This is a genomic window from Pseudomonadota bacterium, from assembly GCA_008501635.1.
Taxonomy (GTDB): domain Bacteria; phylum Pseudomonadota; class Gammaproteobacteria; order QQUJ01; family QQUJ01; genus QQUJ01.
In genome coordinates, this window is record QQUJ01000013.1 from 20,482 (window position 1) to 45,119 (window position 24,638).

The following is a 24,638-nucleotide window of genomic DNA, read 5'->3' on the forward strand; positions in this document are numbered from 1 at the left end:
CATGAATATCGTCTGTATCGGTGGCGGGCCGGGCTCGCTCTACTTTTCGCTGCTGGCAAAAAAGCGGTTTCCTGATTGGCGGGTGCGAATCTTCGAGCGCAACCCCCCCGATGTCACCTGGGGTTTCGGCGTGGTCTTCTCCGACGACACCATGGAGGGTTTTCGCGAGAACGATGAGTTCACCTACCAGGCGATCACCCAGAGTTTTGTGCATTGGGACGCTATCGACATTCACTATCGGGGTGAGGTGCTGCGCTCCGGCGGCCACGGCTTTGCCGGCATGCAGCGGCTCAAGCTGCTGCAGATTCTCGAGGCGCGCGCGCGCGAGTTGGGCGTGGAGATTGCACACAATGTGCAGATCACGGGGCTCGAATCGTTTGCCGATGCCGATCTCATCGTTGCCGGTGACGGCATCAACTCGGTTGTCCGCGATCGCTATGCGCGCGAGTTTCAAACCCAGGTGGTGATGCGTCCCAACAAGTTCGTCTGGCTGGGCACCACCAAACCGTTTGACGCCTTCACCTTCTACTTCAATGAGAACGAACACGGCCTGTGGCGCGGGCACTGCTATCAGTACATGCCGGGCATCTCCACGTTCATCGTCGAGTGCACCGAAGAGACCTGGCGCCGTGCCGGGCTGGAGGAGGCGAGCGAAGAGGAGACCATCGCCTATTGCGAGGCGCTGTTCGCCAAAGAACTCGAGGGTGAGCGGCTGGTTTCCAACCGTTCGCTGTGGCGCAGTTTTCCACGCGTCAGCAACGGGCGCTACCACCACGACAACATCGTGCTGATCGGCGATGCGCTGCACACCGCGCATTTTTCCATCGGTTCGGGCACCAAGCTGGCGATGGAGGATGGCGTCGCGCTGATCGATGCCCTGGGCGCGCACGCCGAGTTACCCACAGCGCTGGCCGCGTATCAACAAGAGCGCGAACCGGTGGTCAACAGCCTGCAACGCGCAGCGCAGGTGAGCATGGGGTGGTTCGAGGAGACCGAGCGTTACTTCGGGCGACTCGAGCCGCTGCAGTTCGCCTACAGCCTGCTCACCCGCTCGCTGCGCATCAACCACGACAACCTGCGCCTGCGCGATGCCGGTTTTGTCGCCGAGATGGAGCGCTGGTTCGCCGACCAGGCCTATCGGCAGAGCGGCGAGCCGCGCCACCCGTCGGGGCGCACACCGCCGCCCATTTTCACTCCCTTCAAACTGCGCGACCTGGTGTTGGAGAACCGCATCGTCGTCTCGCCCATGTGCATGTATTCGGCCGCGGAAGGCACGGTCAACGACTGGCACCTGGTGCACCTTGGCAGTCGCGCCATCGGTGGCGCCGGCCTGATCTACACCGAAGCGACGGCGATTTCGGCGGAGGGGCGCATCTCGCTCGGCTGCGCGGGGATCTACTCCGATGCCAACGAGACGGCATGGCGTCGTATCGTCGATTTCATTCACGGCAACTCCACCGCCAGGACCTGTCTGCAGCTCAGCCACTCGGGGCGCAAGGGCTCGACCCGCAGTCCCTGGGAAGGTGCGGATCGGCCATTGTTGGAAGGCAACTGGGAGGTGGTGGCGCCCTCGCCGTTGCCCTATGCCGAGTACTGCCACGTGCCGCGGGCCATGACCCGCGCGGATATGGATCATATCGTCGACGATTATGTGCGGGCGGTGGGTCGCGCCGAACGCGCCGGTTTCGACATGCTGGAAGTGCACATGGCGCATGGTTACCTGCTCTCAACGTTTCTCTCGCCTTTGACCAACGAGCGCGATGACGAGTACGGCGGCTCGATCGAAAACCGTATGCGCTATCCGCTCGAAGTGTTTCGCGCGGTGCGCGCTGCCTGGCCGCAGGGCAAACCAATCTCGGTGCGCATCTCGGCGACGGACTGGCGGGCGGGTGGCTTTTCCCACGAGGATGGATTGGTGCTGATCGAGGCGTTGCGCGCAGCGGGTTGCGACATTGTCGATGTCTCGGCGGGGCAGGTGGTCTCCGATCAGAAGCCGGTCTACGGGCGTCTTTTCCAGACACCGTTCTCCACCCGTCTGCGCCTCGACAGCGGCATGCCGACCATGACCGTGGGCAATATCCAGTCCTTCGGCGATGCCAACGCAATCATTGCCAGCGGTCGCGCCGACCTTTGTGTCATTGCGCGCATGCATCTGGCCGATCCCTACTGGACGCGTCACGCCGCCTACGAATATGACTGGCCGCTTGAGTGGCCGCCGCAGTACGCCGCCATTGCGGTAGGGCGCTATACGCCGCGTTGGAGTTGATAGCCAAGAAACAGAGTCATTGCGGGTGTAGGAGCGACTTCGGCCGTGATGGGGTGCTCCAACGACTGATCGCGAATGAATTCGCTCCTACGTGGCGGTGAATTTTTGTAGGAGCGGTTTTAACCGCGAACGGCGAGGCCGGAGCCAGTCGCTGATCGCGACTGAAGTCGCCCCTACAGTTGCATTGAATAGAGCAGCGCGATCTCCTTCGGCCACAGCGACTCGTCAATGGTCTCCAGCACCATGGGGATTCCATCGAAACGCGGATCGTTCATGATGTAGCGGAATACCTCGGTACCGAGTTTGCCTTTACCGATGCTCTCATGACGATCGACGCGTGCGCCGAGGTCGGGTTTGGAATCGTTCAGGTGCATGCCGCGCAGATAACGGAAGCCGACGATGCGTTCAAACTCGGCGAAGGTGGCGTCGCACACCTCGGCCGTGCGCAGGTCGTAACCGGCGGTGAAGCTGTGGCAGGTGTCGAGGCAGACACCGATGCGGGTTTTGTCCTCGATGCCATTGATGATGGCGGCCAGGTGCTCGAAGCGGTAGCCGACATTGGTACCCTGCCCGGCGGTGTTTTCGATGACGGCGGTGACACCCTCGGTTTTCTCCAGCGTCCAGTTGATCGAATCGGCGACGATGCGCAGACATTCGTCTTCCGTGATCTTTTTGAGATGGCTGCCGGGGTGGAAGTTGAGCAGCTTCAACCCCAGCTGCTCGCAGCGTTGCATCTCGTCGAGAAAGGCGGCGCGCGATTTCTCCAGACCTTCGGTTTCGGGATGACCGAGGTTGATGAGGTAGCTGTCGTGGGGCAGCACCTGTTCCGGGGCGATGGCGACCGTTTGCAGATTTTCACGAAAGGCGTCGATGGTCGCGGCGTCGAACGGCTTGGCCGTCCACTGCCGCTGATTCTTGGTGAACAGCGCAAACGCCTTGGCGCCGATGGCCTGGGCGTTGAGGGGAGCGTTCTGGACACCGCCGCTGGCGGAGACGTGGGCACCGACGTATTTCATCATTCCATCCGGCTGGCGAGCAGCTCTTGCAGGGGTTGCGGGAGATGGCCGCGCAGGCGGCCCGACAGACGCTTTTCATTGCGCTGCCAGAGTATGCCGAGGTAGATGATCCCCAGGCCGATGGCACTCAGCACGATGGGGAAGAGCCAGCTGTCGGCAAAGACGCGGTTGGCGAGATGCCCGAGGTAAGCCGCGCAACCCAACGCACCGAAGACCACGAAGACGCGGCGGATCAACACGGCGCCGATGCCAATCAGTGCCAGATTGATGCAGAAGTAGAGAAACTTGTTGAGTTCGCTGTCGGAATGCTGCGCGCTCAAACCGCCCCAGAAGGTGAGCACACCGAAGAGATAGAGCCAGAAGGCGTAGTCGCCGCGGGTGGCGTGGCGTGAGCGCAGATCGATCCAGAAGGCGAAGAGCGTCATCGCCAGCCCGAACCAGAGCGAGACGAAGGCGCGAAACTGCCAGTCGTAACCCGCCTCGACCATCAGCATTGCCGCGACATCCATGCTCATGTACCAGAGCGTGACGGCCACCGGCATCAGCAGGAAGGGATGGCGGAAGCGCCAGGCGATGACGGCGGCTGCGGCCAGTGTGCCCAGTTCGAGAAAGATCCAGTGCCACTTGATGTAGCGGTGGTAGTCGCGGTAGGCGGTGTCGTCGGGCCACCAGCCCATCGCCACCTGCAGGCCGTAGATGGCCAGCGGCACCATGGCGACGGCGAACGCCGCGCAGATGCCGGTGGGTACCGGATAGCCCTTGTCTTCAAAACGCAGCGCAAGCTTGAGGCCGACACCCAGGTAGGCGAGCGCGATGAAGAAGATGCCCCAGCCGCCGAAGGTTTCCCAGCCCAGCGTCATGAACAGGCTCATGGCACCGATGGCGATCAGTCCGCCCAGGTAGTAGAGCACATGGGTGAAGTCGAAACGCGCTCCGGCGTGGGGTTGATTGCGCAGGAACGACCATAGCGCGTCGGCCTGCTCGGTGCTGATGATCGCTTGCCGGACGGCGGCGTCGAGGTGTTCGCGGGTGAGTTTCACTGGAACGTCCTTGTGTTGAACCGAGGGTGTTGATTCACGGGCGTTGCAAGCCGATCTCGACGCCGTCGCGTTGCGCCTTGCCGACCAGTGTTTCGATCAGCTGCAAGGCAAAATCCATGGCGGTTCCCGGTCCGCGCGAGGTGATCACCTTGCCGTCGCAGACTACGGGGTCGTCGCTCAGATGTGCGCCACCCCCACCCACCGACGCCAGTGCGCCGGGGTAGCTGGTCGCCGTCTTGCCCTGCAGCAGACCCGCCTTGGCCAAAACCTTGGGCGCAGCGCAGATGGCGGCGGTGAACTGGCCGTCGGCGGCCATGCGCTGCAGCAGATCGAGGATGCGTCCGTCCTGACCGAGGCGCTCGGCACCCGGCCCACCGCCGGGTAGCACGACCATATCGAAGGTTTCATTCATCACGGCATCGAGCGTGGTGTCGGGCACCAGCACAACGCCGCGACTGGCGGTTACCGCGCCGTCGTCAAGGCCGGCGCATACAACTTCGATCCCTGCGCGGCGCAGCAGATCGATGACGGTAACGGCTTCGAGCTCTTCGCAACCTTCGGCGAGGGGGATGAGGACGCGTGCCATAGTCGACCTTCGTTCTGTTGGAGGGTGATGATGTCAGAGAGGGATACCAGTTTCACGCCGTGGCGCTGCACGAGATCGGGCAGGTGTTCTTCGAGCAGTTCCAGCGTCGCAGGATAGGGATGACCGATTCCAACGGCCGTACCAGTGCGTTTGGCGACGGCGATCAGGCGTTCGAACTGTGCGATGACCGCTTCGGGGTTGGGGTCGTCATCGAGGAAGATGTCGCGTTTGGAATTGGGGATGCTGTGCTCGTGCGCCACCTGCTGCGCCACGCTGCGTTCCGTGGTGCGGCTATCGATAAAGAACAACTGCGGATGGGACTGGATCAGTTCCATCAGCCACTGCATGTGACCGGGATGCTGCGTGAGCAGACTGCCCATGTGGTTGTTGATGCCGACCACATACGGCACAGCAGCGAGGTTTTTCTCAACGGTGTTCAGGAACTCGGTGTGTGTCATGTGCAGGGTAATGCCGCCGGGACCGAGCGGATTGCCCTGCGTCGACTCCATGGGTAAATGGAGCAGGACCTCCTTGCCGTGCTTGTGCGCCTCTTCCGCGAGCCGTTTCGAAAACGGCGTGCCCGGGAGTATGGCGTTGGCGACGGGCCCCGACAGGCGCGTGGCCCGCAATCCCGCCTCGAGGCGGTCGCCCATGTCGTCGATGACGATGGCGATGACCGGCGTGCGATGATCGGCTAGCGCGAGGTGTTGCAGCGTTTGATACGCCTGCGCCGCGACTAATAGCGCGGCGCAGGCCAAAGATGTGATTGAAGGGCGTGTCCCCGGCAAACCGTCAACTCCCTCGCGCCTGCAGGATGCTCATGCCTTTGAGGAGATTGAGCGCTTCGAATAACGGGTAGTCCGACTGGGCCAGTTTGGCCGCTTTTTTCTTGGCGTCGGGCTTCTCTTCCTTTTTGGCGCTTTGCTCTTCGCTCTCCTTGCCGTTGCCGTTCTCCAGGTGTTTGGCAAGGTCTGCCTCCTTGACCCGCGTGACGCTGTCATCCTCGGCAGCGCTGATCTGGATATTGCCCAGTTCGATATCCGGCACGATCCCTTCGGCCTGGATCGAGCGTCCGGCGGGCGTGTAGTAACGCGCCGTGGTGAATTTGACCGCGGTCTGGTTGGTCATGGGTACGATGGTCTGTACTGAACCCTTGCCGAAGGTTTTCTCGCCCATGATCACGGCGCGCTTGTGGTCCTGCAGCGCACCGGCGACGATCTCGGACGCGGAGGCCGAGCCGCCGTTGACCAGCACCACCATGGGCGCGCCCTTCAGCACATCGTCCGGGTTGGCATTGAATCGCAGCTTGGAGTCGGCCACGCGGCCCTCGGTGTAGACGATCAGCCCCTTGGTCAGGAAGGCGTCACTGATCTCCACCGCCGCATTGAGCACACCGCCCGGGTTGTTGCGCAGATCGAGCACCAGCCCTTTGAGATTGCCCGCGCTCTCCTTGCGCAGTTTCGAGACCGCTTCACGCACGTATTCGTTGGTGCCGGACTGGAAGTGCGAGATGCGCAGATAGCCGAAACCGTCTTCCAGCACGCGGCTCTTAACGCTGCGGACCTTGATGACATCGCGGGTCAGCGTCAAGTTGAAGGGTTTCTGAACGCCTTCGCGCACTATCGTCAACGTGATATCGGTGCCGGGCTTGCCCCGCATCACCTTGACCGCTTCGTTCAGGGTCATGCCCTTTACCGGCGTCTCGTCGAGCTTGATGATCAGGTCGCCCGGCTTGACGCCGGCGCGCTGCGCGGGGGTGTCGTCGATCGGCGAGACGACCTTGACGAAGCCATCCTCCATGCCGACCTCGATGCCCAGGCCACCGAACTCACCCGAGGTGCCGATGCGCAACTCCTTGTAGGCCTCGACATCGAGATACGCCGAATGGGGGTCAAGACCGGAGAGCATGCCGCGGATGGCGCTCTCCAGCAGCGCCTTATCCTCGACGGGTTCCACGTAGTCCTTTTTGAGGCGGGAGAAGACCTCGGTGAAGACGCGCAGATCATCCAGGGGAATGCCGGTGGCGGTGTGCTCGTCGCGCTCGGCAAAAACCACGCGCCCCTGGATGAGCGTGACGCCCAGCACCACACCGATGAGCAGGACTAGCAGATTGCGGGTCACCAACTTCATGATCAACTCCGAGGCCAAAGGCCTATTCAGCAAGCACGAATTCTTAGATGTCTGGCTTCCGGTGCCGGTTCCGGGGGAGGGCTGGTCCTTTGTATCGCCCGATAAATCAGGGATATGGCGCCGTAGTTGCATTGAGTATGCACCATCATGCGGGCCAATTCATCCCAACATTCAAGCCCTTGGTGCTTTCGCACCAGCGCTGAGGATTGACCGGCCGACCCCCCTGACGGATCTCGAAATAGAGTCCAGCCTCGCTCTGGCCACCGCTTGCCCCGACACTGGCTACCACATCACCTGGTTCGACCCAGTCGCCGGTCTCTTTGAAAAGGCTCTGGTTGTGCCCGTAGAGACTCATGAAACCGTCACCGTGATCGATGATCAGCAGCAAACCAAAGCCGCGCAGCCAGTCGGCGAAGGCCACCCGGCCATGGGAGACGGCACGTACCTCCCGACCCTCGGGGGCATCGATGAGCATTCCCTGCCAACGCAGTTTGCCGATCGAACGGGGCTCGCCATAGCGGACGGCGATCTTGCCGCGCGTCGGCCAGCGCAGTTTGCCACGCAGCTTGGCGAATGCGGTGCGTTCGGCGTTTTCCGCCGCCGGGCGGCGCGCCAGATCCTGCAACAGGCGGACCAGGCGCTGTTCGTCCTCCTGAAGATTGGTGAGCTGTCTGCCGGTGGATTTGATCCCCTGGTTGATCCTTGCGAGCAACTCCCTGCGCGCGCTGCGCCCCGCCTCCAGTGTCCGCTGTTCGCCGAGTTGGCGATCGCGTAATGCCGCGAGTTCGACATTCTTTTCGGTTATCTGAAGTTCTACCTGGTCGAGTTCCTGCAGTGTGGTGCGAACCTGGCTGATCTGTTGGGCGCGGGCGCGATTGAAGTAGTCGTAGTAGACCAGCGCGCGACCGACACGCGCCGGGTCCTGCTGATTGAGAAGCATTTTTAGCTGCTCCTGGCGCCCCATGGCGTAGGCGGCGCGCACCTGCCTGGCGAGGAGGTCGCGTTGTTCGGCGAGGCTGCCATGCAGTTTGCCGCGCCGCTCATGGAGCGCCTTGAGTTCGCGCGACCCCTTCTCGAGGTCATTGTCGATAGTGCGCAGACTGCGTGCGACGCCGCCCAGTTGAGTCTCGATGTTTTGCAGAATGCCCTGGAGTTCACCACGTTCGGTCTGGGAGCGTTTCAACGCCTCCTGCAGGTCGCGGATCTGACCGCGTACCGCCTCCAGACGTTTCTGATGGGTCGGTTCTTCCTTGGCGGCGAGGGGCAGGGACAACAGGGTGCCTAAGGCAAGGAGGGTTGCGCTGGCGAGGAGACCGAAGGTGTAAGGGCCTGGTTTCACAGTATATTAGTGTATACTTGAATTCAGTGGTATTAATATAAGGTCAGCCAATCCGACGCGGGCACCGTCAGAGCGGCTACTTTACAGGAAATGCGGGGTCCCCGGTGTGTCGACCGGTTGGCATTGACGATGTCCAAGGTGAACAATTTTATGGTGATCGAGATCAGCAGTTTTCTGGCAGCCAAGGAAGAGGACATTGAGCGTACATCGCGTTCGCTGAAGGCGATGTCTCATCCCTTACGGTTGAAAATCCTTTGCACCCTCGGTGACGAGGAGGTCAGCGTGCAGGATATCGCCGAACATGTGGGTACTTCGCAGAGCAATATCTCCCAGCATCTGGCGATCCTGCGGGACAAGGGTATACTTGCGTCGCGCAAGGATGCCAATCGGGTCTATTACCGGGTAGGGGATGCCCGGACGCTGCGCTTGCTGGACATGATGCGCGAGGTGTTCTGCTCCAGTCCGGGTTGAACTCCCGCTTGGGCTTCCAGGCGGGGCCCGGGCAGCGAGCGAGCCCGGCGTAGTGCACCCACTGGTTGCCCGCACGGGCTTTTGTTTGATTGTGAGCCTGCCCTAGAGCCGGCGTTGAATGTCTGGGATCTATGGAACGCCTGATCGAGTTTTCAACCAATCATTGGTACTACACGCTGGCGCTTGCAGCGACTTTGGGGATGCTGACCTACTCGTTTGTGGCGCCACGTTTTCGCAAGTTCAAGGCGGTCTCGCCGATCGAGGCTACCGGATTGATCAACCGTCAGGACGCCGTGGTGCTCGATATCCGGGAAAGCCACGAGTACAACAGCGGCCACATCGTGGACTCGATCCATATCCCGCTCGCCAAGCTTCCGACACGGCTGAAAGAGCTGGAGTCGCACAAGTCCAAGCCCATCATCGTCATGTGCCGGACCGGCACGCGTACCACCCCCGCCTGCAACAGTCTGGTCAACAACGGTTTCGAACAGGTCTATACCCTACACGGTGGCTTGGTTGAATGGGAAGCGGCCAATTTGCCCGTGTCACGATCCAGTAAGCCCAAGAAAAAGCGCAAGGGTGACAAGAAGGAGTAGCCGTGGCCGAGGTTGTGATCTACACCACTGCCACTTGCCCCTACTGTATGCGGGCGCGGCGGCTGTTGGAGCGTAAAGGGGTCTCCTTTCAGGAAATCAGGGTCGATCTCGAACCCTCGCGCTGGCAGGAAATGGAAGAGCGCAGCCGGCGCAATACAGTCCCGCAGATCTTTATCGGACATCGCTCGATCGGCGGGTTTGACGATCTGGCTGAGTTGGATTTCGACGGTGAACTCGACGGACTGCTGGGAAGTTCGAGCCAATAACCGCAAACAGAAGAGAGCACGATGGCTGAAGAGAATCAGGAGCAACCGGCACCGGAGTCTAAAGGTGTCAACGTCCAGAAAATCTATCTCAAGGACGTTTCGTTGGAGGTACCCGGCGCGCCGCTGGTTTTCCAGAATGAGTGGAATCCCGATGCCGATGTGCAGCTGGGGACTGCCAGCAAGAAACTCGGCGACGGTGTCTTTGAGGTTGTGTTGACCGTGACCGTCACCACCAAACTCAAGGATCAGACCGCGTTCCTGGTGGAAGTCAAACAGGCCGGCGTCTTTAGCATGCAGGGTTTCGGCGAACAGGAGTACGGCCCGCTGCTCGGCAGTTTCTGCCCCGGCGTGCTGTTTCCCTACGCTCGTGAAGCGATCTCCGACCTCGTGGGTAAGGCAGGATTTCCCCAGCTGCTTCTTCAGCCGGTCAATTTCGATGCCCTGTATGCGCAGCACGTGCAGCAGCAGGCGCAGGCGGCCGAAAAGGCCCATTGAGCGGGATTGCGGTGGGGATGATGAAGCCGACCGCACCGCCCATCGCTGTACTCGGTGCCGGATCGTGGGGTACCGCCCTGGCGCTGCTGCTGGTGCGCAATGGCCATCGGGTGCGACTTTGGGACCACTTTTCCGAGCACATCGCCGCCCTGGTACGCGATCGGGTCAACAGCCGCTATCTGCCCGATTTTCCCTTGCCCAAAAAACTGGAACCCAGCGCTGATCTGGCGGCGACCATCGAGGGTGTGACCGATATCCTGGTCGTGGTTCCCAGCCATGTCTTTCAGGCGCTGCTCGAGGAGTTGCGCCCACTGATCGCCGCTGAGCAAAGATTGATCTGGGCGACCAAGGGGCTGGTGAACGGGCGACTGCTCCACGAGGTGGCAGCGGAAATTATCGGGGTCGATCGTCCGCTGGCGGCGGTGTCGGGGCCGAGCTTTGCGGGGGAAGTGGCCGCCTTATTGCCCACTGCCGTCACGGTGGCCTCCCCTTCGCAGGCTTATGCGCAAGTCGTGGCCGGGTACCTGCACAGTTCGCGATTCCGCGCCTACACCAGCCAGGATATGGTGGGCGTCGGTTTGGGTGGTGCGGTGAAGAACGTCCTGGCCGTGGCGGCCGGGATCGCGGATGGTTTGGGTTTTGGCGCCAACGGGCGGTCGGCCTTAATTACCCGTGGGCTGGCTGAGATGATGCGCCTGGGCGAAACCCTGGGAGCCGATCGCGAGACCTTTATGGGCTTGGCCGGTGTTGGCGATCTGGTGCTCACCTGCACCGACAACCAATCGCGCAACCGGCGCATGGGATTGGCGCTGGCACAGGGTTTGGGACAGCAACGCGCGATGGAGGAGATCGGGCAGGTGGTCGAGGGCGTCAGGACCACCAGGGAAGTGTGGGCCATGGCGCGTACTCATGGCGTCGACATGCCGATCACCGAACAGACCTATCGCGTGCTTTACGAAGATCGCTCGCCGCGTGAGGCGGTGCGGGATCTGCTGATCCGCGACCAGAAGCCGGAGTTTGACCTGGATTAGCCGGCGCCGGCAAAACCGTGCTGACGCCAGGCTTCGAACAGCACCACCGCTACGGCGTTGGACAGATTGAGGCTGCGGTTCCCGCCTACCATCGGAATGCATATCAGGTGCGCCGCGGGTAGCTCGTCCAACAATGGTTGGGGCAGACCACGGGTCTCGGGACCGAACAACAACGCATCTCCCGGCTGGTAGCGCACATCGGTGTGATGCTGGCGGCCACGCGTGGAGCAGGCAAGCACCCGGGTCGGCTGTGCCGCCGCAATAAAGTGCTCCAGGGAATCGTGCTCGCGCAACTCGGCGCGTTCGCGGTAGTCGAGACCGGCGCGACGCAGTTGCTTGTCATCAACGGAAAAACCCAACGGACGGATCAGGTGCAGGCGCGCACCCGTGTTGACGCACAGGCGTATGATGTTGCCGGTATTCGGGGGGATTTCGGGCTGGTAGAGTACGACGTGAAACACTGCGACTCCAAAGAGACGGGTAGAGCATGAGTGCCGAAGATCTGCCGACGCTGGCCATTGATTTCTGCGGTCTTGACTTCGCGACACCGCTGGTGCTGTTGTCGGGCTGCGTCGGGTTCGGCGAAGAGTACACGCGGGTGGAGGGATTTTCCAACCGCGACGCCGGCGCGGTGTGCCTCAAGGGCACCACCCTGGAGCCGCGGCTCGGCAATCCCGCCCATCGTGTCTATGAAACACCGGAAGGTATGCTCAACTCCATCGGGCTACAGAACCCAGGTGTTGATGCGGTCGTGCGCAAGATACTGCCGCAACTCGATTTTACCGAGACGCGCTTTATCGCCAATGTCTCCGGCTGCACCCTGGAGGAGTATGTGGAAGTGACGCGGCGATTCGACGCTTCGCCCATCGACGCCATCGAGATCAATATCTCCTGCCCCAACGTCGAGGCGGGGGGCGTCATCTTCGGCAACGATCCCGACATGTCGGCCCGCGTGGTGGCGGCCTGCCGCGCGGTGACCGAAAAACCGCTCATCACCAAGCTCTCGCCCAATCAGACCGATATTGCCGAGAATGCCCGGCGCTGTATCGAGGCCGGCAGTGATGCCTTTGCAGTCATCAACACTTTGATGGGTATGGCGGTCGATGTGGAAAGCCGGACACCGGTCATGGGCAACAATCAGGGCGGGCTCTCGGGCCCGGCCATCAAGCCGGTGGCGCTGTTGAAGGTCCATCAGGTCTACCAGGTGTGCCGCAATCACGGCATTCCCATCATTGGACAGGGGGGTATCACAACGGCGGAGGATGCCCTGGAGTTTCTGATCGCCGGTGCCTCTGCAGTGGGTATCGGAACGGCGCTTTTCTATGACCCCTTGGTGTGCAAAGAAATTAACAGCGGAATCAGCGACTACCTCCAACGTCATGATCTGCACGGGGTGGCGCAGTTGACCGGGTCGTTGCGGCTCAATCCGCGTTGACGGTCTGTGATGGATTTCAGGGGCCGCAGCGGGTTTGTAAAGAGTGATTAAATAAGTAGAAAAACCAAAGACAACATCGAGTTAGCTTATATACCTAATAACAAACTTGATGTAATATCAGGAATGTTGTGTTTCTATGGGCCAATTTTAATTGATTCCGGCGGCCCAATCCCGGAATCGCATAACCGTAGAATGTGATCGGGGAGGATCAGGCGCTGCTTTCATTTCTGAGAAAATCAGCTTCGCGCTCCGGTATCACCGGCATCGCACTGAGCGATGAGGGCCTGTCCCTTGTGCATGCAAAGCCCTCTTCACAGGGTGTACCGCAGATCGACAGTTGCGAGTTTCTCCCGGTCAATGGATCCACTGATGTAGCTGCGCAACTCGCGGACTGGGTCGCGCAGCACGACGCCAAGGGTCGTGTATGTGTTGGCGTGATGGAGCCCGGTGGATACCAACTGTTGCAGGTGGAGCCCCCCAACGTCGAACCGGGAGAGATGCGTGAGGCGGTGCGTTGGCGTATCAAGGATCTGGTGAGTTTTTCGGTCGAAAATGCGGCCATAGATCTGTTGCATCTTCCCGAGGGAGGTACACAGGGGCGCACGGCCTATGTCGTCGCTGCGGAAGGGGAGCTCATTGAGCAGCGCGCCGACCTGATCCTGGGTGCAGGCCTGGAGTTGCGGGCGATCGACATCACCGAGATGGCGCTGCGCAATATTGCGCAACGCATGCCGGAGAACGAAACCGGTGTCGCACTGCTCTGGGTGGGGCGTACCACGAGTCGAATCGGGCTATACAGACAATCCAATCTTTATCTGGCCCGCAGTATCAATACCGGATGGTCTCAGCTGGCAGGACGCGGCGACGAGAGTGGCCTGTCGCTGGCACCGGATGCGCAGTTGCTCGATGGTATGGTGCTCGAGATGCAGCGTTCGCTGGATTACTACGAAAGCCATTTCGGTCAGAACCCGGTTAACACATTGGTAGTGTTGCCGACGGTGGAACCCGTGCCCTCGCTGATAGAGCATCTGGAGCAGAACATGGCCCTCACGGTTCGGCTGTTTGAGCCCGAATCGATTGCTGATTGGGCAGAGATTCCCGACCCCGTTGTACTGGCGCGCTGCATTACCGCCTTGGGTGGTGCGCTGCGTGATGAGCATGGTGCGAAATGATGCAGCAGATCAACCTCTATCAGCCAGGACGGCACGCCGGACCAAGTCTTGCGGCGGCGAATGGTTACCTTGCCATGCTGATCATCGCTGTACTGCTGATGGGCGTTTACTACGCCATAGGCTTGTGGCAATTCAATCAGGCACGGCAGGAAGTTGCGCGATTGGAAATCAAGAATGGTGAACTATCCAATCAGCGCGATACCCTGAGTGAGCAGGTGCAGCAGATGCAACCCAGCGTAGCGCTGGAGACCGAGGTGAGCCGATTGGAGGGTGATCTGGAGGCAAAGCGAAAAGTACAGAAACTCCTCAACGGTGATACGGCGGGAAATCGCGCAGGCTTTTCCCAGCATTTGGAGGGACTGGCGCGCCACCCACTGAAAGGGTTGTGGTTGACGGGGGTCTCGATTGAAAACGGCGGCCGGCAATTGGGTCTGCGTGGCAATGCGTTGAGCGCCGAATTGCTGCCGCGCTACCTGGAGACGCTGCGCGATGAAGCGGCTTTTGCCGGGCGCGAGTTTCGCTCGTTGAACATGAATCGTCCCGTGCAGGATTCCACAAGTATCGAGTTTCAACTTCGCACGCTCGCTGACGAGGGGGAAAGCCGGTGAGTGATTGGAAGGAGCGGCTCGACGCCTGGCTCGCGGCGCGCACCAAGCGTGAACGGTGGCTGGTCTACATCGTAAGTTTTTTTCTGATTATCGCCATAGGCGATCAGCTCCTTACAGCGCCCCTGCAGAGTCGGTTACGATCAGTACAAACACAGATTGAATCGGAGCAGGAGACAGTTGCTGAACTGCAGGCGGAGGTCGCCAGGCTTTCGGTGCAACTGAGCCAAGATCCCAATCGCGCGCTGCGTGAACGCATCGCCCGGCTCCAAGCAGACCACGCTGTGCTCGATGAAGCGCTGCGCGAGCTCACGGTGGGTCTTATTCAACCCGCCGAGATGACTAAAGTGCTGCGCGAGATGCTCGTTGATGAGAAAGGGTTGAGTCTGGTGCGATTGGCCAACGGCCAGGGCGAACCGGTGATGTTGACGGCCGCGGCAGGTGATGCCGCTGGAGGCGCCGAGGCCAAAGCGGAGGAAGAGCCGCGCCTCTTTCGCCACACGCTGATTGTGGAGGTCGAAGGCGGTTATTTGGATGCTTTACGCTACCTCAAACGTTTGGAGGCGCTACAGTGGACCTTCTACTGGGACGGTATCGAATTGAACGTGGACAAGTATCCTAGATCGCGCATAGTGATTCGGCTCTCTACGCTTGGTTTGCGCGAGGGGTGGATCGGTGTCTAGTGCGCGTCACGCATTCGTGGTCGTAGTGCTGCTGGGCTGGCTGACACCGGTTGCCGCCGAGAGTCTGAGCGATCCAACCAAACCATGGGATTTCAAACCCCAGGCTGCGATCGATGCGGCTGCGGCTGCCGTACCAGCCCCAGCGCTGAGCTCGACCATGATCTCGCCAGAGCGTCGCATTGCGGTAATTGACGGACAGATAGTTCAGGAGGGTGATCGCTTGGGCGCAATGAGGGTGATCGCCATTCAGCCAGGTAGTGTGCGGCTGCGCGGACCACAGGGGTATTCGACTCTCAAACTGCTACCGACGCCGATAAAAAAAGTGGCGGGGAAGGCAACCGAATGAAACCGTTCCATCGGCAGGTGTTAATCGTGGCCCTGGGTGTGGGGTCTCTGTTGGCTGGATGTACGGCGCCGCCTCCGCGCGGTGGCAGTACCCTCGAAGAGATCCAGCAGACCGTGGATTCGGCCGCCCAGGAGCAACAGGTGGCGACTCCGGTAGCGGAGATTCCCCGCGCGGTCAGTGATGCCCTGCTGCCGCCGATTGCGGTGGGCTTGCCGGGTGCAGGCCCCAGAGAGGTGGAGCAGCGATTCGATGTCCGGGTTCATCAGGTGGATGCGCGCGCCTTCTTTATGGGGTTGGTTGAGGGCACCCGCCATAACGCCGTTGTTCACCCGGATGTATCGGGCACGATTTCCCTGGATTTGAAGAACGTCACAATCGATGAGGTGATGGATACGGTTCGCGATGTCTATGGTTACGAGTATCAGAAGACGCGCACCGGGTATCAGATAATGCCGATTCGCATGCGCTCGCAGATCTTTGAAGTCAACTACATCAACGTCAAGCGCAGTGGCAAGTCGTCCACCCAGGTCAGTTCAGGGCAGGTATCTGATCGAGTCAGCAGCACGGAAGATTCCAACGGCGAGAGCAGCACGACTACCGAAGCGACGGCGGGCAGTCGCATCGAGACGCAATCGGACTCCGATTTCTGGGCGGAACTGAAGAATGCTCTGCAGACCTTGATCGGAACGGAGGGCGGGCGCAACGTCGTAGTTACGCCACAGTCGGGACTGGTGGTGGTGCGCGCGTTGCCGGCGGAGCTTAGAGAGATCGCGGAATTCCTCAGCACCTCACAGGTGGTGTTGCAGCGTCAGGTGATTCTTGAGGCCAAGATCGTCGAGGTTTCGCTCAGTGACGGTTTTCAATCGGGAATCAACTGGGCACAACTGGGCACGCACAACGGCGAGAGCCTGGTCATCGGCCAAACCGGGGGCGGAACGCTGTTTGGCGATGGGGTCTCAAGTATCGCCGGCAATACCGGCAGTCTCGATCCCAATGCCTATAGCGGAGTCAGCGGTAACGATGTCAGCGCGTTCGGGGGTGCGTTCACAATTGCCGCGAACACCAGCAATTTCAACGCCTTTATCGAATTGTTGAAAGCTCAGGGCGATGTGCAGGTGCTCTCCAGTCCGCGCGTCTCGACCGTTAATAATCAGAAAGCCGTCATCAAGGTCGGATCGGATGAGTTCTTCGTCACCTCCATCTCCAGTACCACAACCACCGGTACGACGACGACCACAACACCCGAGATCGAGCTCACGCCGTTTTTCTCCGGCATTGCCCTGGATGTCACGCCGCAGATAGCCGATGGCGGGGAAATTATTCTGCATATCCATCCTACCGTCAGCGAGGTGGTGGATCAGACCAAAAGCATAACTGTCTTCGGAACCACACAAACGCTGCCGTTGGCGTTTAGCAGCGTGCGGGAGTCCGATAGCATCGTTCGTGCTGCCAGCGGCCAGGTGGTGGTGATTGGCGGCCTGATGAAAGACCAGACAAAATTCAACAAGGCGGGAACTCCGGGGCTCAGCGATGCGCCGGTAGTGGGTGGGTTGTTCCAGCATAAAAAACAGAGCGTTGCCAAAACGGAGTTGGTGATTTTGTTGAGACCCATTGTGGTCGACGCTAGCGGGCGGCAGTTCAGCGATGACTTGCGCGATACCGCAAAACGCATCCGCCGCTTGGGTGGCGATGCGTTGGAGTAACCGCAAGTGCGTCCTGTGACGCGCACCGCGCGAAGGTGGTGCCATGTATCTTGACCACTTTGGATTGCGCGATCTGCCCTTCCGGTTGACACCGGACACCAGCTACTTTTTCAATGCCGGCGGACATCAGGAAGCGCTCAATGTCCTGTTGCTGGCATTACGCAGTGGCGAAGGGTTTATCAAAGTCACCGGTGAGGTAGGTACTGGAAAGACCTTGCTTTGCCGCATGCTGCTCAATTCCCTTGGCGACGATCAGTATTGCACTGGCTATATTCCCAATCCACTGTTGACACCTGCAGCACTCGTGATGGCGTTGGCCGACGAACTGGATCTCAAGGTTGCGCGCAACCAGGGTTGGTATCGTCTTCTCAGGCTCATCAACGAGAGGCTGGTGGAGATCGTGCGCGAGGGTCGGCGCGTGGTATTGATTCTCGATGAGGCGCAAGCCATGCCGCAGGAGAGCATGGAGGCGCTGCGGCTGCTGTCGAATCTGGAAACCGAGAAGAACAAACTTTTGCAGGTTGTGATGTTCGGCCAACCCGAACTCGATGAAGCTCTGCAACGAAAATCGCTGCGCCAGTTGCGTCAACGTATTGCCTTTTCGTATCGATTGCCCGAGATGGATCGCAAGTCGATGGAAGCGTATGTGACACATCGTTTCTATGTCGCGGGGTACCGCGGGCCGTTGCCATTGACGGGTAACGCTTTGGATACGCTTTTCAAGGCCAGTCGGGGTATACCGCGTCTTATCAATATTTTGAGCCACAAATCGCTGATGGCGGCTTATGGCCGGGGGGACCGGGAAGTGACACCGCGGCATGTGCGTGCCGCGATAGAGGATACCGAAGATACGGCTGCGGCGTTTCAGGGTGGTTGGCTGCGTAAGCGCTGGGCCTGGTTGGGATTGGTCGCCATGGTAACACTTGGCGCAGGCGCTGCATTCTGGGGAAGCGTGGCATGAGCCTGGTCAATCAGATGCTCAAAGACCTGGAGACGCGGCGCGCCCCGGAGATGGGGGGGGAAGCCGTGCTGCGTGATCTTTCCACCGGCAGGCCTCACACCGCTGGTGCCCGTTCGCGTATGCCTGCCCTTGTCGCCGGCGGCCTGGTAGCGACGCTGTCTCTCGCTGCGGCGGGGTATTGGTTTGCGCAAAAATCGATTACCCCCGTTCAGATTACTCAGCCGCCGTCCCTGCACTCTGCCCTGCCCGCGGCTGTCATCGCCGGTGAGCGTGAAGCGAGGCCGGAGGCAGTGGATGCCGTAACGCCCAACCCGTTGGTTGAGACGGCGATTTTTCCCCTGAAGCAAGCGACGACCGGTTCAGAGGCGGTAGAGAAGACTGAGGCGGAATCGGTCACGCCAGCGCAAACCACTGCCCCTCCGGCCCCCATGGCCGCAACGATGCCGGCAGTCGAGGAAGCGCCGCCAGCGCCAATGCCAACCAAACCGGCTCGCGAGGTTATCGCGACGGCCAAGGCACCACCAGCGCCTCGGTCGGCCCCGCTGATGGAGCGCGTGACGCGACCGCAATCATCGCGCGAGAAAGCACAGAGCGCCTACCTGAAGGGCGCTGATCTGGTCAGGCTTAACCGTTTGGGCGAAGCGGAGACTTCGCTCCGCTCGGCGCTGGCATTGGATCCCGATTTGATCGAGGCGCGCGAAATACTGGCCGCTGTTTTGCTTCGCTCACAGCGAAGTGACGAGGCCGAGCGTGTCCTGTGGTTGGGGTTGGAGCGGAACAAGGGCGCTTACTCTCTGGCGCGCATCTACGCCCGGATCTTGGTGGAGAGAAACGAGGTCGATGCGGCAATCCAGGTCCTGGAAGCCTCCTTGCCGGCTCCAGCGCTCGATCCAGAGTTTTATGGTTTGTTGGCAGCGCTCTATCAGCGCGTGGCTGAACACGCAAAAGCAGCCGAGGCCTATCGCAGAGTACTGGCTATCACACCCGAGCGAGGTATCTGGTGGACGGGACTGGGGATTTCGCTGGAGCAGTTGAGCCGATCCTCCGAAGCGTTTCAAGCCTATCGTCGCGCTCGTGGGTCTTCAGGCATGGCGCCGCAACTGCTGTCATTCGTCGACGGCCGTCTGGAAGTGCTGAGGGTGAAACAATGATGAGGGAATTTTAGCGTGGCGCGGCAGAGAATCCGCCTGGGCGACCTGCTGGTTGAGCATTCGGTCATTACCACCGCGCAATTGCAGGAAGCGCTGGGGGCGCAGAAGAAACTAGGACTCAAGCTCGGCCGGACGCTGATCCGGCTGAATGCCATCACCGAGGACAAGTTGCTGGATTTCCTCGCTCAGCAACTCCAGGTTCCGTTCATAGATTTGAAGCGCTATCAGTACAACGCCGAGGCGGTGCGTCTGCTGCCCGAAACCTATGCTCGTCGTTTCCGGGCAATAGTCCTGAACGAGGAGCCGGACGGACATCTCCTGGTCGGCATGTCCGATCCCACCGATATCTTCAGCTACGACGAGATTTGTCGACTGTTGGGGCGCTCCGTGCGACAGGCGATTGTGCGCGAATCCGACGCGTTGACGCTTATCGATCAGGTCTATCGTCACAGTGATGAGATCGTCACCCTTGCCTCGCAGCTGGATGAGGAGATGGGCGAGACCGGTATCGATCTCGACCAGTTGATGCAGAACGAGGACACCGCCGATGCGCCGGTGGTCAAGTTACTGCAAACCTTGTTCGAAGATGCCGTGCGGGGCAACGCCTCGGATATTCATATCGAGCCCGACGAACAGGTATTGCGCATTCGCATGCGTGTTGATGGGGTTCTGCAGGAACAGGTGATGAAGGAGCGACGGATAGCGTCCGCGCTGGTGTCTCGCCTCAAGCTGATGTGCGGGCTCGACATTTCCGAGAAACGTCTGCCCCAGGATGGACGGTTCAACATTCGGGTTTCCGGTCGTGCTATCGATGTACGCCTCTCGACCATGCCGGTGCAGTATGGCGAATCGGTGGTAATGCGTTTGCTGGATCATTCGGCGGGACTGCTGGACCTCGATCATATGGGAATGCCGGCGGAGATGCTGAACCGGTTCCGCCGACTCATACACCGCCCCTACGGCATGATCCTGGTGACCGGTCCGACTGGAAGCGGCAAAACCACGACGCTTTACGCAGCGCTCAACGAACTCAACGTCCCGGCGAAGAAAATCATCACTGTTGAAGATCCGGTAGAGTACAAGTTGCCGCGCATCAATCAGGTCCAGGTGAATTTCAAGATCAACCTCACATTTGCGGGCGTGCTGCGCTCGGCATTGCGCCAGGACCCGGACATCATAATGGTTGGCGAAATGCGTGATGAAGAAACGATGCGTATCGGTTTGCGTTCGGCGCTGACCGGTCACCTGGTCCTCTCGACCTTGCATACCAACGATGCCGTGGGGGCGGGAAGTCGCCTGATCGATATGGGGGGCGAGGGCTATCTTGTGGCCTCGGGCCTGCGTGCGGTCCTGGCGCAACGTTTGATACGCAAGATATGCGAGCATTGCAAGCAGTCCTACACTCCGGATGCAGCGCAAAGCACCACCCTGGAAACGCTGCTGGGCACACCCGCCAGCGGCGGGCAGTTTATGCAGGGGGCGGGGTGCAATCGTTGCAACAATACGGGTTATCGCGGCCGGCTCGGTGTCTTCGAACTCCTGGAGCTGGATTCGTCGATGATGAACGCACTGCGTCGCGAGGATACGGCGGCATTTACCACTGCCGCCAACGATAACCCGGGCTATAGATCTCTGACGTTGGCGGCCTACGATTACGCGCGCGAGGGTGTGACCTCTCTCGATGAAGTATTGCGCGTGGCGGGGCAGGTGGAAGAGAGTGGAATTGGCGGCGCCGGTGTGGCTGGCGCTGTGGCTTGAGCGTCAGGCGATGAGATACCTCTCAGCAGATGATAGGTGGCACCGTGCAGTTTGAATACAAAGCCAGGGGGCGCGGCGGTGAAGCGTTGACGGGCGTTATCGAGGCGCCCTCGAAAGAGGCCGTAGCGACACAGTTGACGACTCAGGGCGTTACGCCCATTCAGATACTGGCCAAGTCTGGTGTACCCACCGAGAAATCCAGCGTACTGGAACGCTTCAGGAAACGGCCGCCGAACATCGATGATCTGATATTCCTCAGCCGGCAGATGTATGCGCTGATGAAGGCCGGTGTTCCCATGCTGCGTTCAATCGGCGGACTTGCCGAGTCGGCGCGCAACGAGCGGCTGCGGGAAGTGTTGCAAAAAATACGCGATGACCTGGAATCGGGTCGCACGCTCTCGGCGAGCCTCGCGCGGCATCCTCGGGTTTTCTCATCACTCTACGTCAGCATCATGCAGGTGGGTGAGACCACCGGCCAGATGGATGATGCCTTTCTGCAGATGGCACGCTATCTCGAACAGGAAAAACACACCCGGGCGCGGATCCGGCAGGCAATGCGGTATCCGGTAATCGTGCTCGGAGCGATTTCCATAGCCATTGTGATTATCAATTTGATGGTTATTCCAGCGTTTGCGCAGATGTTTGCCAATGCGCGTCTGGAACTGCCTTGGGCGACCAAGCTGTTGCTCGCGGTGTCGGCCTTTTTTGTCAATTACTGGCCACACATGCTGGTGGGATTGTTCGGGGGAATATGGTTGTTGAGACGTTACCTCAGAACGGCGCGTGGCGCGTATCGCTGGGATCGTCTCAAATTGCGATTGCCTATTATCGGCCCCATCGTTCTGCGCTCCATCCTGGCCCGTTTTTCACGCGCTTTCGCCATTTCGTTTAAAGCGGGGGTGCCTCTGGTCGCAGCGCTGACCACCGTGTCAAACGCGGTAGACAATCATTTTGTCGGCGACAAAGTGCGCTCGATGCGTAACGGCATTGAACGCGGCGACTCGCTGACGCGAACCGCGGCTGCGACAGGCCTGTTTACCACCGTGATACTGCAAATGCTCTCGGTGGGAGAAGAGACGGGCTCGGTCGATGCAATGTTGTTGGAGGCAGCGGATTTCTATGAGCGCGAAGTCGATTACGATCTCAAGTATCTCAGCGACGCGTTGGAGCCGATCTTGATTGCCGGCGTGGGTGTGATGGTATTGATCCTGGCGCTCGGCGTTTTCCTGCCGATGTGGGACATGGCCCAGATTGCACGAAGCGGGCGTTAGAACTGGCGGGTGCGCAAGTCAATGCACAATCGCGCAGGCATGAAGCGACAGAGGGGTTTTACGCTACTGGAACTGGCGCTCGTCGTCAGCTTCATCGCGATACTGATCGTGATCGCGATCGACCGGATGTGGTCGCTTCGAGCGGAGGCAGAGAAGGCTTCGGTGATGCAGGTCATAGGTGGCCTGCGCAGCGCCCTAGGGCTGCAGATCGCCAAGCGAGTGGTCGATGGCGGAATTCGCTCGATTGTGGCGCTCGAGAGCACCAATCCGATGTCGATGCTCAGCGTGAAACCGGCGCGCTATGTTGGGGAGGTGGTTCAGGAGGCGCAGTCTTTGGCTCAACCCGGTGACTGGTACTTCGTAACAGCGGCAGGCTATCTCGTCTACCGTATTCAGTTCCCTGAGGAGTTTCATAGCGATAGTGGAGGGCCGCCGCGCTTGCGGTTTAAGTTGCAACTCCAATTTGACGATAACAACGCGAATGGGGTGCACGATGCCAGTGAAGCCATTTACGGCCTGGACCTAGTTGCAGTGGATCCCTATACCTGGCCTGGATTTGCCCACTAACTGAGCAGGGAGAATATCGAAAAAATTGATAAATTATCAGGTATGCTGATTTATCAAAACAGTTTGTTTGTTTTTTAAAAACAATTGCGATATCTTTGTCCCGTAAGTTATAAAGATTACACGATAAGTCTATGAATACATAAAAATATTGTTACCTTTATGCGTATTATGAGGAGCGTGAGCTGACAACTTCGGAGTCCGTGTTATGAAAAGACAGGCAGGTTTTACGCTGATCGAGTTGGTTATTGTTATTGTTATCCTGGGTATTCTGGCTGCGACAGCGGTACCCAAATTCGTCAATCTGGAGAAGGATGCGCGCATTGCGGTGCTGCATGCCATGGAATCCAGTCTGCGCTCCGGAGCAATGATGGTGCATGCAAAGGCGGTGATTCAAGGGGTTAACGTCGGGGCCGCCAACCAATTGGTTGACATGAATGACGATGGTGATACCACGGACGCCGGTGTGGATATCCGTATTGATTTCGGGTACCCGGAAGATGCCAACAATGCATTCAATATCGACAATGTTATGGACGATATGGGGAATTTCACGGCTGTCACCGCCGGTGGTGTGAGAGAGTTCAGACTCAACGGCACCAACGGTTGCGAGGTCCAGTATGATGCTCCCGCAGCAGCGGGTGCTGTACCCACATACACCATCGATAGCTCGGCTTGTTAGTGAGGGTGCGCGACGAACGGTCAACGTTCGTCGCGCACGTCTTCTATTGAGCTCCGATTCGCAAGATATGCCTCGGATTGAATTGCAGTAGAGCATTGGCTGCAAGCCGCCATCAACCGACACTCGTTAGAATCCACCAAGGATTCACCTTGTTGGAGCTCATATTTGTAATCGTCTTGGCAGGTGTTTTGGCGGCAGTCGCTGGACCGCGACTCTTCTCCAGCGCTGATCTCTCCGCCCGCGGCTTCTTCGATGCGGCTATCAATTCCGCCCGTTACGCACAAAAACTGGCCGTTGCCAGTGGCTGCAATACCCGGGTTCAATTCACTGCAACCGGGTATGCGTTGCACCAGGCCACGACCTGCGGCGGTCTCACCTTTACGCGCATTGTGCCGGACCCCGCCGATGGCGCACCCTTTGCCGACACGGCACCTGCGGGCGTGATAGTAACCGCGTCTGAGGTCTACTTCGACGCTGCCGGGCGTCCGCGCAATCCCGCCACCGGTGCGTTGCTGGGTGTCTCCACCGACGTGGTCATCGGCGGCAGCCGTACGTTGCGGATCGAGCCGGAGAGCGGCTACGCGCACCAGCTATGAACGTACCCCTTTCAGCGCAGCGGGGACTTTCACTGATCGAACTGGTGATTGCGATCGTAGTCATCGGTATTGCCGTCACGGGTATAGTTGCCGCGTTCTCCAAGGTCTCTTCGTCCAGCGTCGATCCGATGCTGCAGGAGCAGGCTATCGCGATTGCCGAGGCCTACCTGGAAGAGATTTCTCTGCGACCATTTGTCGATCCCGATACCGCCACGGTGTGCCCCGCGCCCGAGGCCGCCCGGTCTCTCTACGACAACATATGCGATTACAACGGACTGTCTGATGTTGGCGCGCGCGACCAGACGGGTACAGCGATCGCGTCTTTATCGCAGTTCACAGTCACCGTTGCGGTGGTGAACGCAGCACTGAACGGTGTGCCGGCCGCCGACTCGCTGCGGATCGATGTGCGTGTCAATCACAGTTCGGGTCATGGGGTGTCGACCTATCTGAGCGGTTACAGGACGAGGGAGTAAGG

At 59.7% G+C, this 24,638-nt stretch carries 27 protein-coding genes; 20 read left to right on the forward strand and 7 right to left on the reverse strand.

The genetic code is table 11. The annotated features are described in order from the left end of the window. Positions 1–16 precede the first annotated feature (16 nt). The gene (locus DWQ09_06970; GenBank protein ID KAA3628821.1) at positions 17–2,266 is read left to right on the forward strand and encodes a bifunctional salicylyl-CoA 5-hydroxylase/oxidoreductase; all 2,250 of its coding nucleotides are present in this window, start codon (positions 17–19) and stop codon (positions 2,264–2,266) included. Positions 2,267–2,439: 173 nt separating this feature from the next. Here the strand turns inward: DWQ09_06970 and DWQ09_06975 are convergent, their stop codons facing one another. The 6 genes from DWQ09_06975 to DWQ09_07000 form a co-directional block, all read right to left on the reverse strand. Continuing rightward, the gene (locus tag DWQ09_06975) at positions 2,440–3,282 is read right to left on the reverse strand and encodes a deoxyribonuclease IV (protein KAA3628767.1); all 843 of its coding nucleotides are present in this window, start codon (positions 3,280–3,282) and stop codon (positions 2,440–2,442) included. Further along, positions 3,282–4,322: a DUF2157 domain-containing protein gene (locus DWQ09_06980; protein ID KAA3628768.1), complete on the reverse strand. Its 1,041-nt coding sequence runs from the start codon at positions 4,320–4,322 to the stop codon at positions 3,282–3,284. Before DWQ09_06980 ends, DWQ09_06975 begins: the two co-directional genes overlap by 1 nt. 34 nt (positions 4,323–4,356) lie before the next feature. After that, positions 4,357–4,908 carry a DJ-1/PfpI family protein gene (locus tag DWQ09_06985; protein ID KAA3628769.1) on the reverse strand — a complete coding sequence of 184 codons (552 nt, stop codon included), beginning with the start codon at positions 4,906–4,908 and terminating at the stop codon, positions 4,357–4,359. Further along, positions 4,785–5,666 (reverse strand): divergent polysaccharide deacetylase family protein, encoded by an 882-nt coding sequence (locus DWQ09_06990; protein ID KAA3628770.1) that lies wholly within the window; start codon positions 5,664–5,666, stop codon positions 4,785–4,787. Before DWQ09_06990 ends, DWQ09_06985 begins: the two co-directional genes overlap by 124 nt. A 34-nt stretch (positions 5,667–5,700) precedes the next feature. After that, positions 5,701–7,038: a S41 family peptidase gene (locus DWQ09_06995; GenBank protein ID KAA3628771.1), complete on the reverse strand. Its 1,338-nt coding sequence runs from the start codon at positions 7,036–7,038 to the stop codon at positions 5,701–5,703. A gap of 145 nt (positions 7,039–7,183) precedes the next feature. Then, positions 7,184–8,377 carry a peptidase M23 gene (locus DWQ09_07000; GenBank protein ID KAA3628772.1) on the reverse strand — a complete coding sequence of 398 codons (1,194 nt, stop codon included), beginning with the start codon at positions 8,375–8,377 and terminating at the stop codon, positions 7,184–7,186. 150 nt (positions 8,378–8,527) lie between these two features. On the opposite strand from DWQ09_07000, the gene DWQ09_07005 reads away from it, so the two are divergent. The 5 genes from DWQ09_07005 (at position 8,528) to DWQ09_07025 (ending at position 11,236) form a co-directional block, all read left to right on the forward strand. Then, positions 8,528–8,848 carry an ArsR family transcriptional regulator gene (locus tag DWQ09_07005; protein ID KAA3628822.1) on the forward strand — a complete coding sequence of 107 codons (321 nt, stop codon included), beginning with the start codon at positions 8,528–8,530 and terminating at the stop codon, positions 8,846–8,848. Between the two features lie 131 nt (positions 8,849–8,979). Beyond that, entirely contained in the window at positions 8,980–9,444 is a 465-nt protein-coding gene (locus DWQ09_07010) for a rhodanese-like domain-containing protein (protein KAA3628773.1), read from the forward strand. Positions 9,445–9,446: 2 nt separating this feature from the next. Continuing rightward, on the forward strand, positions 9,447–9,710 hold the full coding sequence (grxC, locus tag DWQ09_07015) for a glutaredoxin 3 (protein ID KAA3628774.1): 264 nt from the start codon (positions 9,447–9,449) through the stop codon (positions 9,708–9,710). 21 nt (positions 9,711–9,731) lie between these two features. After that, positions 9,732–10,205 (forward strand): protein-export chaperone SecB, encoded by a 474-nt coding sequence (locus DWQ09_07020; protein KAA3628775.1) that lies wholly within the window; start codon positions 9,732–9,734, stop codon positions 10,203–10,205. Between the two features lie 20 nt (positions 10,206–10,225). Then, positions 10,226–11,236: an NAD(P)-dependent glycerol-3-phosphate dehydrogenase gene (locus DWQ09_07025; GenBank protein KAA3628823.1), complete on the forward strand. Its 1,011-nt coding sequence runs from the start codon at positions 10,226–10,228 to the stop codon at positions 11,234–11,236. On the opposite strand, the gene trmL is transcribed toward DWQ09_07025, so the two are convergent. Next, positions 11,233–11,697 (reverse strand): tRNA (uridine(34)/cytosine(34)/5-carboxymethylaminomethyluridine(34)-2'-O)-methyltransferase TrmL, encoded by a 465-nt coding sequence (trmL, locus tag DWQ09_07030; protein ID KAA3628776.1) that lies wholly within the window; start codon positions 11,695–11,697, stop codon positions 11,233–11,235. The genes DWQ09_07025 and trmL overlap by 4 nt on opposite strands. Positions 11,698–11,723: 26 nt before the next feature. Here trmL and DWQ09_07035 point away from each other — a divergent pair, with 26 nt between their 5' ends. From DWQ09_07035 to DWQ09_07100, 14 genes are all read left to right on the forward strand, one after another. Then, positions 11,724–12,671: a dihydroorotate dehydrogenase gene (locus DWQ09_07035; protein ID KAA3628777.1), complete on the forward strand. Its 948-nt coding sequence runs from the start codon at positions 11,724–11,726 to the stop codon at positions 12,669–12,671. A gap of 194 nt (positions 12,672–12,865) precedes the next feature. Beyond that, positions 12,866–13,843 carry a hypothetical protein gene (locus tag DWQ09_07040; GenBank protein KAA3628778.1) on the forward strand — a complete coding sequence of 326 codons (978 nt, stop codon included), beginning with the start codon at positions 12,866–12,868 and terminating at the stop codon, positions 13,841–13,843. Beyond that, the gene (locus DWQ09_07045) at positions 13,840–14,451 is read left to right on the forward strand and encodes a hypothetical protein (protein ID KAA3628779.1); all 612 of its coding nucleotides are present in this window, start codon (positions 13,840–13,842) and stop codon (positions 14,449–14,451) included. Before DWQ09_07040 ends, DWQ09_07045 begins: the two co-directional genes overlap by 4 nt. After that, the gene (locus DWQ09_07050) at positions 14,448–15,131 is read left to right on the forward strand and encodes a hypothetical protein (GenBank protein KAA3628780.1); all 684 of its coding nucleotides are present in this window, start codon (positions 14,448–14,450) and stop codon (positions 15,129–15,131) included. The genes DWQ09_07045 and DWQ09_07050 overlap by 4 nt, the downstream gene beginning before the upstream one ends. 25 nt (positions 15,132–15,156) lie before the next feature. Then, a complete protein-coding gene (locus tag DWQ09_07055) occupies positions 15,157–15,477 on the forward strand; it encodes an MSHA biogenesis protein MshK (GenBank protein KAA3628781.1) in 321 nt (106 codons plus the stop codon). Further along, positions 15,474–17,180, forward strand: coding sequence for a pilus (MSHA type) biogenesis protein MshL (locus DWQ09_07060; GenBank protein ID KAA3628782.1), 1,707 nt, complete (start codon positions 15,474–15,476; stop codon positions 17,178–17,180). The genes DWQ09_07055 and DWQ09_07060 overlap by 4 nt, the downstream gene beginning before the upstream one ends. 43 nt (positions 17,181–17,223) lie before the next feature. Next, entirely contained in the window at positions 17,224–18,141 is a 918-nt protein-coding gene (locus tag DWQ09_07065; protein ID KAA3628783.1) for an AAA family ATPase, read from the forward strand. Next, complete coding sequence (locus DWQ09_07070; protein ID KAA3628784.1) at positions 18,138–19,292, forward strand: hypothetical protein; 1,155 nt, start codon at positions 18,138–18,140, stop codon at positions 19,290–19,292. Before DWQ09_07065 ends, DWQ09_07070 begins: the two co-directional genes overlap by 4 nt. Positions 19,293–19,307: 15 nt before the next feature. Next, complete coding sequence (locus DWQ09_07075; protein ID KAA3628785.1) at positions 19,308–21,050, forward strand: type II/IV secretion system protein; 1,743 nt, start codon at positions 19,308–19,310, stop codon at positions 21,048–21,050. A 29-nt stretch (positions 21,051–21,079) separates the two neighbouring features. Next, positions 21,080–22,321 carry a type II secretion system F family protein gene (locus DWQ09_07080; GenBank protein ID KAA3628786.1) on the forward strand — a complete coding sequence of 414 codons (1,242 nt, stop codon included), beginning with the start codon at positions 21,080–21,082 and terminating at the stop codon, positions 22,319–22,321. A gap of 21 nt (positions 22,322–22,342) precedes the next feature. Next, positions 22,343–22,888 (forward strand): type II secretion system protein, encoded by a 546-nt coding sequence (locus DWQ09_07085; protein KAA3628787.1) that lies wholly within the window; start codon positions 22,343–22,345, stop codon positions 22,886–22,888. Positions 22,889–23,093: 205 nt separating this feature from the next. Continuing rightward, positions 23,094–23,567 carry a type II secretion system protein gene (locus DWQ09_07090; protein ID KAA3628788.1) on the forward strand — a complete coding sequence of 158 codons (474 nt, stop codon included), beginning with the start codon at positions 23,094–23,096 and terminating at the stop codon, positions 23,565–23,567. A 56-nt stretch (positions 23,568–23,623) separates the two neighbouring features. Then, the gene (locus DWQ09_07095) at positions 23,624–24,163 is read left to right on the forward strand and encodes a prepilin-type N-terminal cleavage/methylation domain-containing protein (protein KAA3628789.1); all 540 of its coding nucleotides are present in this window, start codon (positions 23,624–23,626) and stop codon (positions 24,161–24,163) included. Continuing rightward, positions 24,160–24,636, forward strand: a complete 477-nt coding sequence (locus tag DWQ09_07100) for a prepilin-type N-terminal cleavage/methylation domain-containing protein (GenBank protein ID KAA3628790.1) — start codon at positions 24,160–24,162, stop codon at positions 24,634–24,636. Before DWQ09_07095 ends, DWQ09_07100 begins: the two co-directional genes overlap by 4 nt. The last annotated feature ends 2 nt before the right edge of the window (positions 24,637–24,638 follow it).

Excerpts from the sequence above, each read along its gene's own strand:
- DWQ09_06975 (KAA3628767.1), bottom strand. The coding sequence starts at position 3,282 with ATGAAATACGTCGGTGCCCACGTCTCCGCCAGCGGCGGTGTCCAGAAC.
- DWQ09_06985 (KAA3628769.1), bottom strand. The coding sequence starts at position 4,908 with ATGGCACGCGTCCTCATCCCCCTCGCCGAAGGTTGCGAAGAGCTCGAA.
- DWQ09_06995 (KAA3628771.1), bottom strand. The coding sequence starts at position 7,038 with ATGAAGTTGGTGACCCGCAATCTGCTAGTCCTGCTCATCGGTGTGGTG.
- DWQ09_07005 (KAA3628822.1), top strand. The coding sequence starts at position 8,528 with ATGGTGATCGAGATCAGCAGTTTTCTGGCAGCCAAGGAAGAGGACATT.
- DWQ09_07010 (KAA3628773.1), top strand. The coding sequence starts at position 8,980 with ATGGAACGCCTGATCGAGTTTTCAACCAATCATTGGTACTACACGCTG.
- DWQ09_07020 (KAA3628775.1), top strand. The coding sequence starts at position 9,732 with ATGGCTGAAGAGAATCAGGAGCAACCGGCACCGGAGTCTAAAGGTGTC.
- DWQ09_07025 (KAA3628823.1), top strand. The coding sequence starts at position 10,226 with ATGAAGCCGACCGCACCGCCCATCGCTGTACTCGGTGCCGGATCGTGG.
- DWQ09_07035 (KAA3628777.1), top strand. The coding sequence starts at position 11,724 with ATGAGTGCCGAAGATCTGCCGACGCTGGCCATTGATTTCTGCGGTCTT.
- DWQ09_07045 (KAA3628779.1), top strand. The coding sequence starts at position 13,840 with ATGATGCAGCAGATCAACCTCTATCAGCCAGGACGGCACGCCGGACCA.
- DWQ09_07060 (KAA3628782.1), top strand. The coding sequence starts at position 15,474 with ATGAAACCGTTCCATCGGCAGGTGTTAATCGTGGCCCTGGGTGTGGGG.
- DWQ09_07065 (KAA3628783.1), top strand. The coding sequence starts at position 17,224 with ATGTATCTTGACCACTTTGGATTGCGCGATCTGCCCTTCCGGTTGACA.
- DWQ09_07070 (KAA3628784.1), top strand. The coding sequence starts at position 18,138 with ATGAGCCTGGTCAATCAGATGCTCAAAGACCTGGAGACGCGGCGCGCC.
- DWQ09_07080 (KAA3628786.1), top strand. The coding sequence starts at position 21,080 with ATGATAGGTGGCACCGTGCAGTTTGAATACAAAGCCAGGGGGCGCGGC.
- DWQ09_07085 (KAA3628787.1), top strand. The coding sequence starts at position 22,343 with ATGCACAATCGCGCAGGCATGAAGCGACAGAGGGGTTTTACGCTACTG.
- DWQ09_07090 (KAA3628788.1), top strand. The coding sequence starts at position 23,094 with ATGAAAAGACAGGCAGGTTTTACGCTGATCGAGTTGGTTATTGTTATT.
- DWQ09_07100 (KAA3628790.1), top strand. The coding sequence starts at position 24,160 with ATGAACGTACCCCTTTCAGCGCAGCGGGGACTTTCACTGATCGAACTG.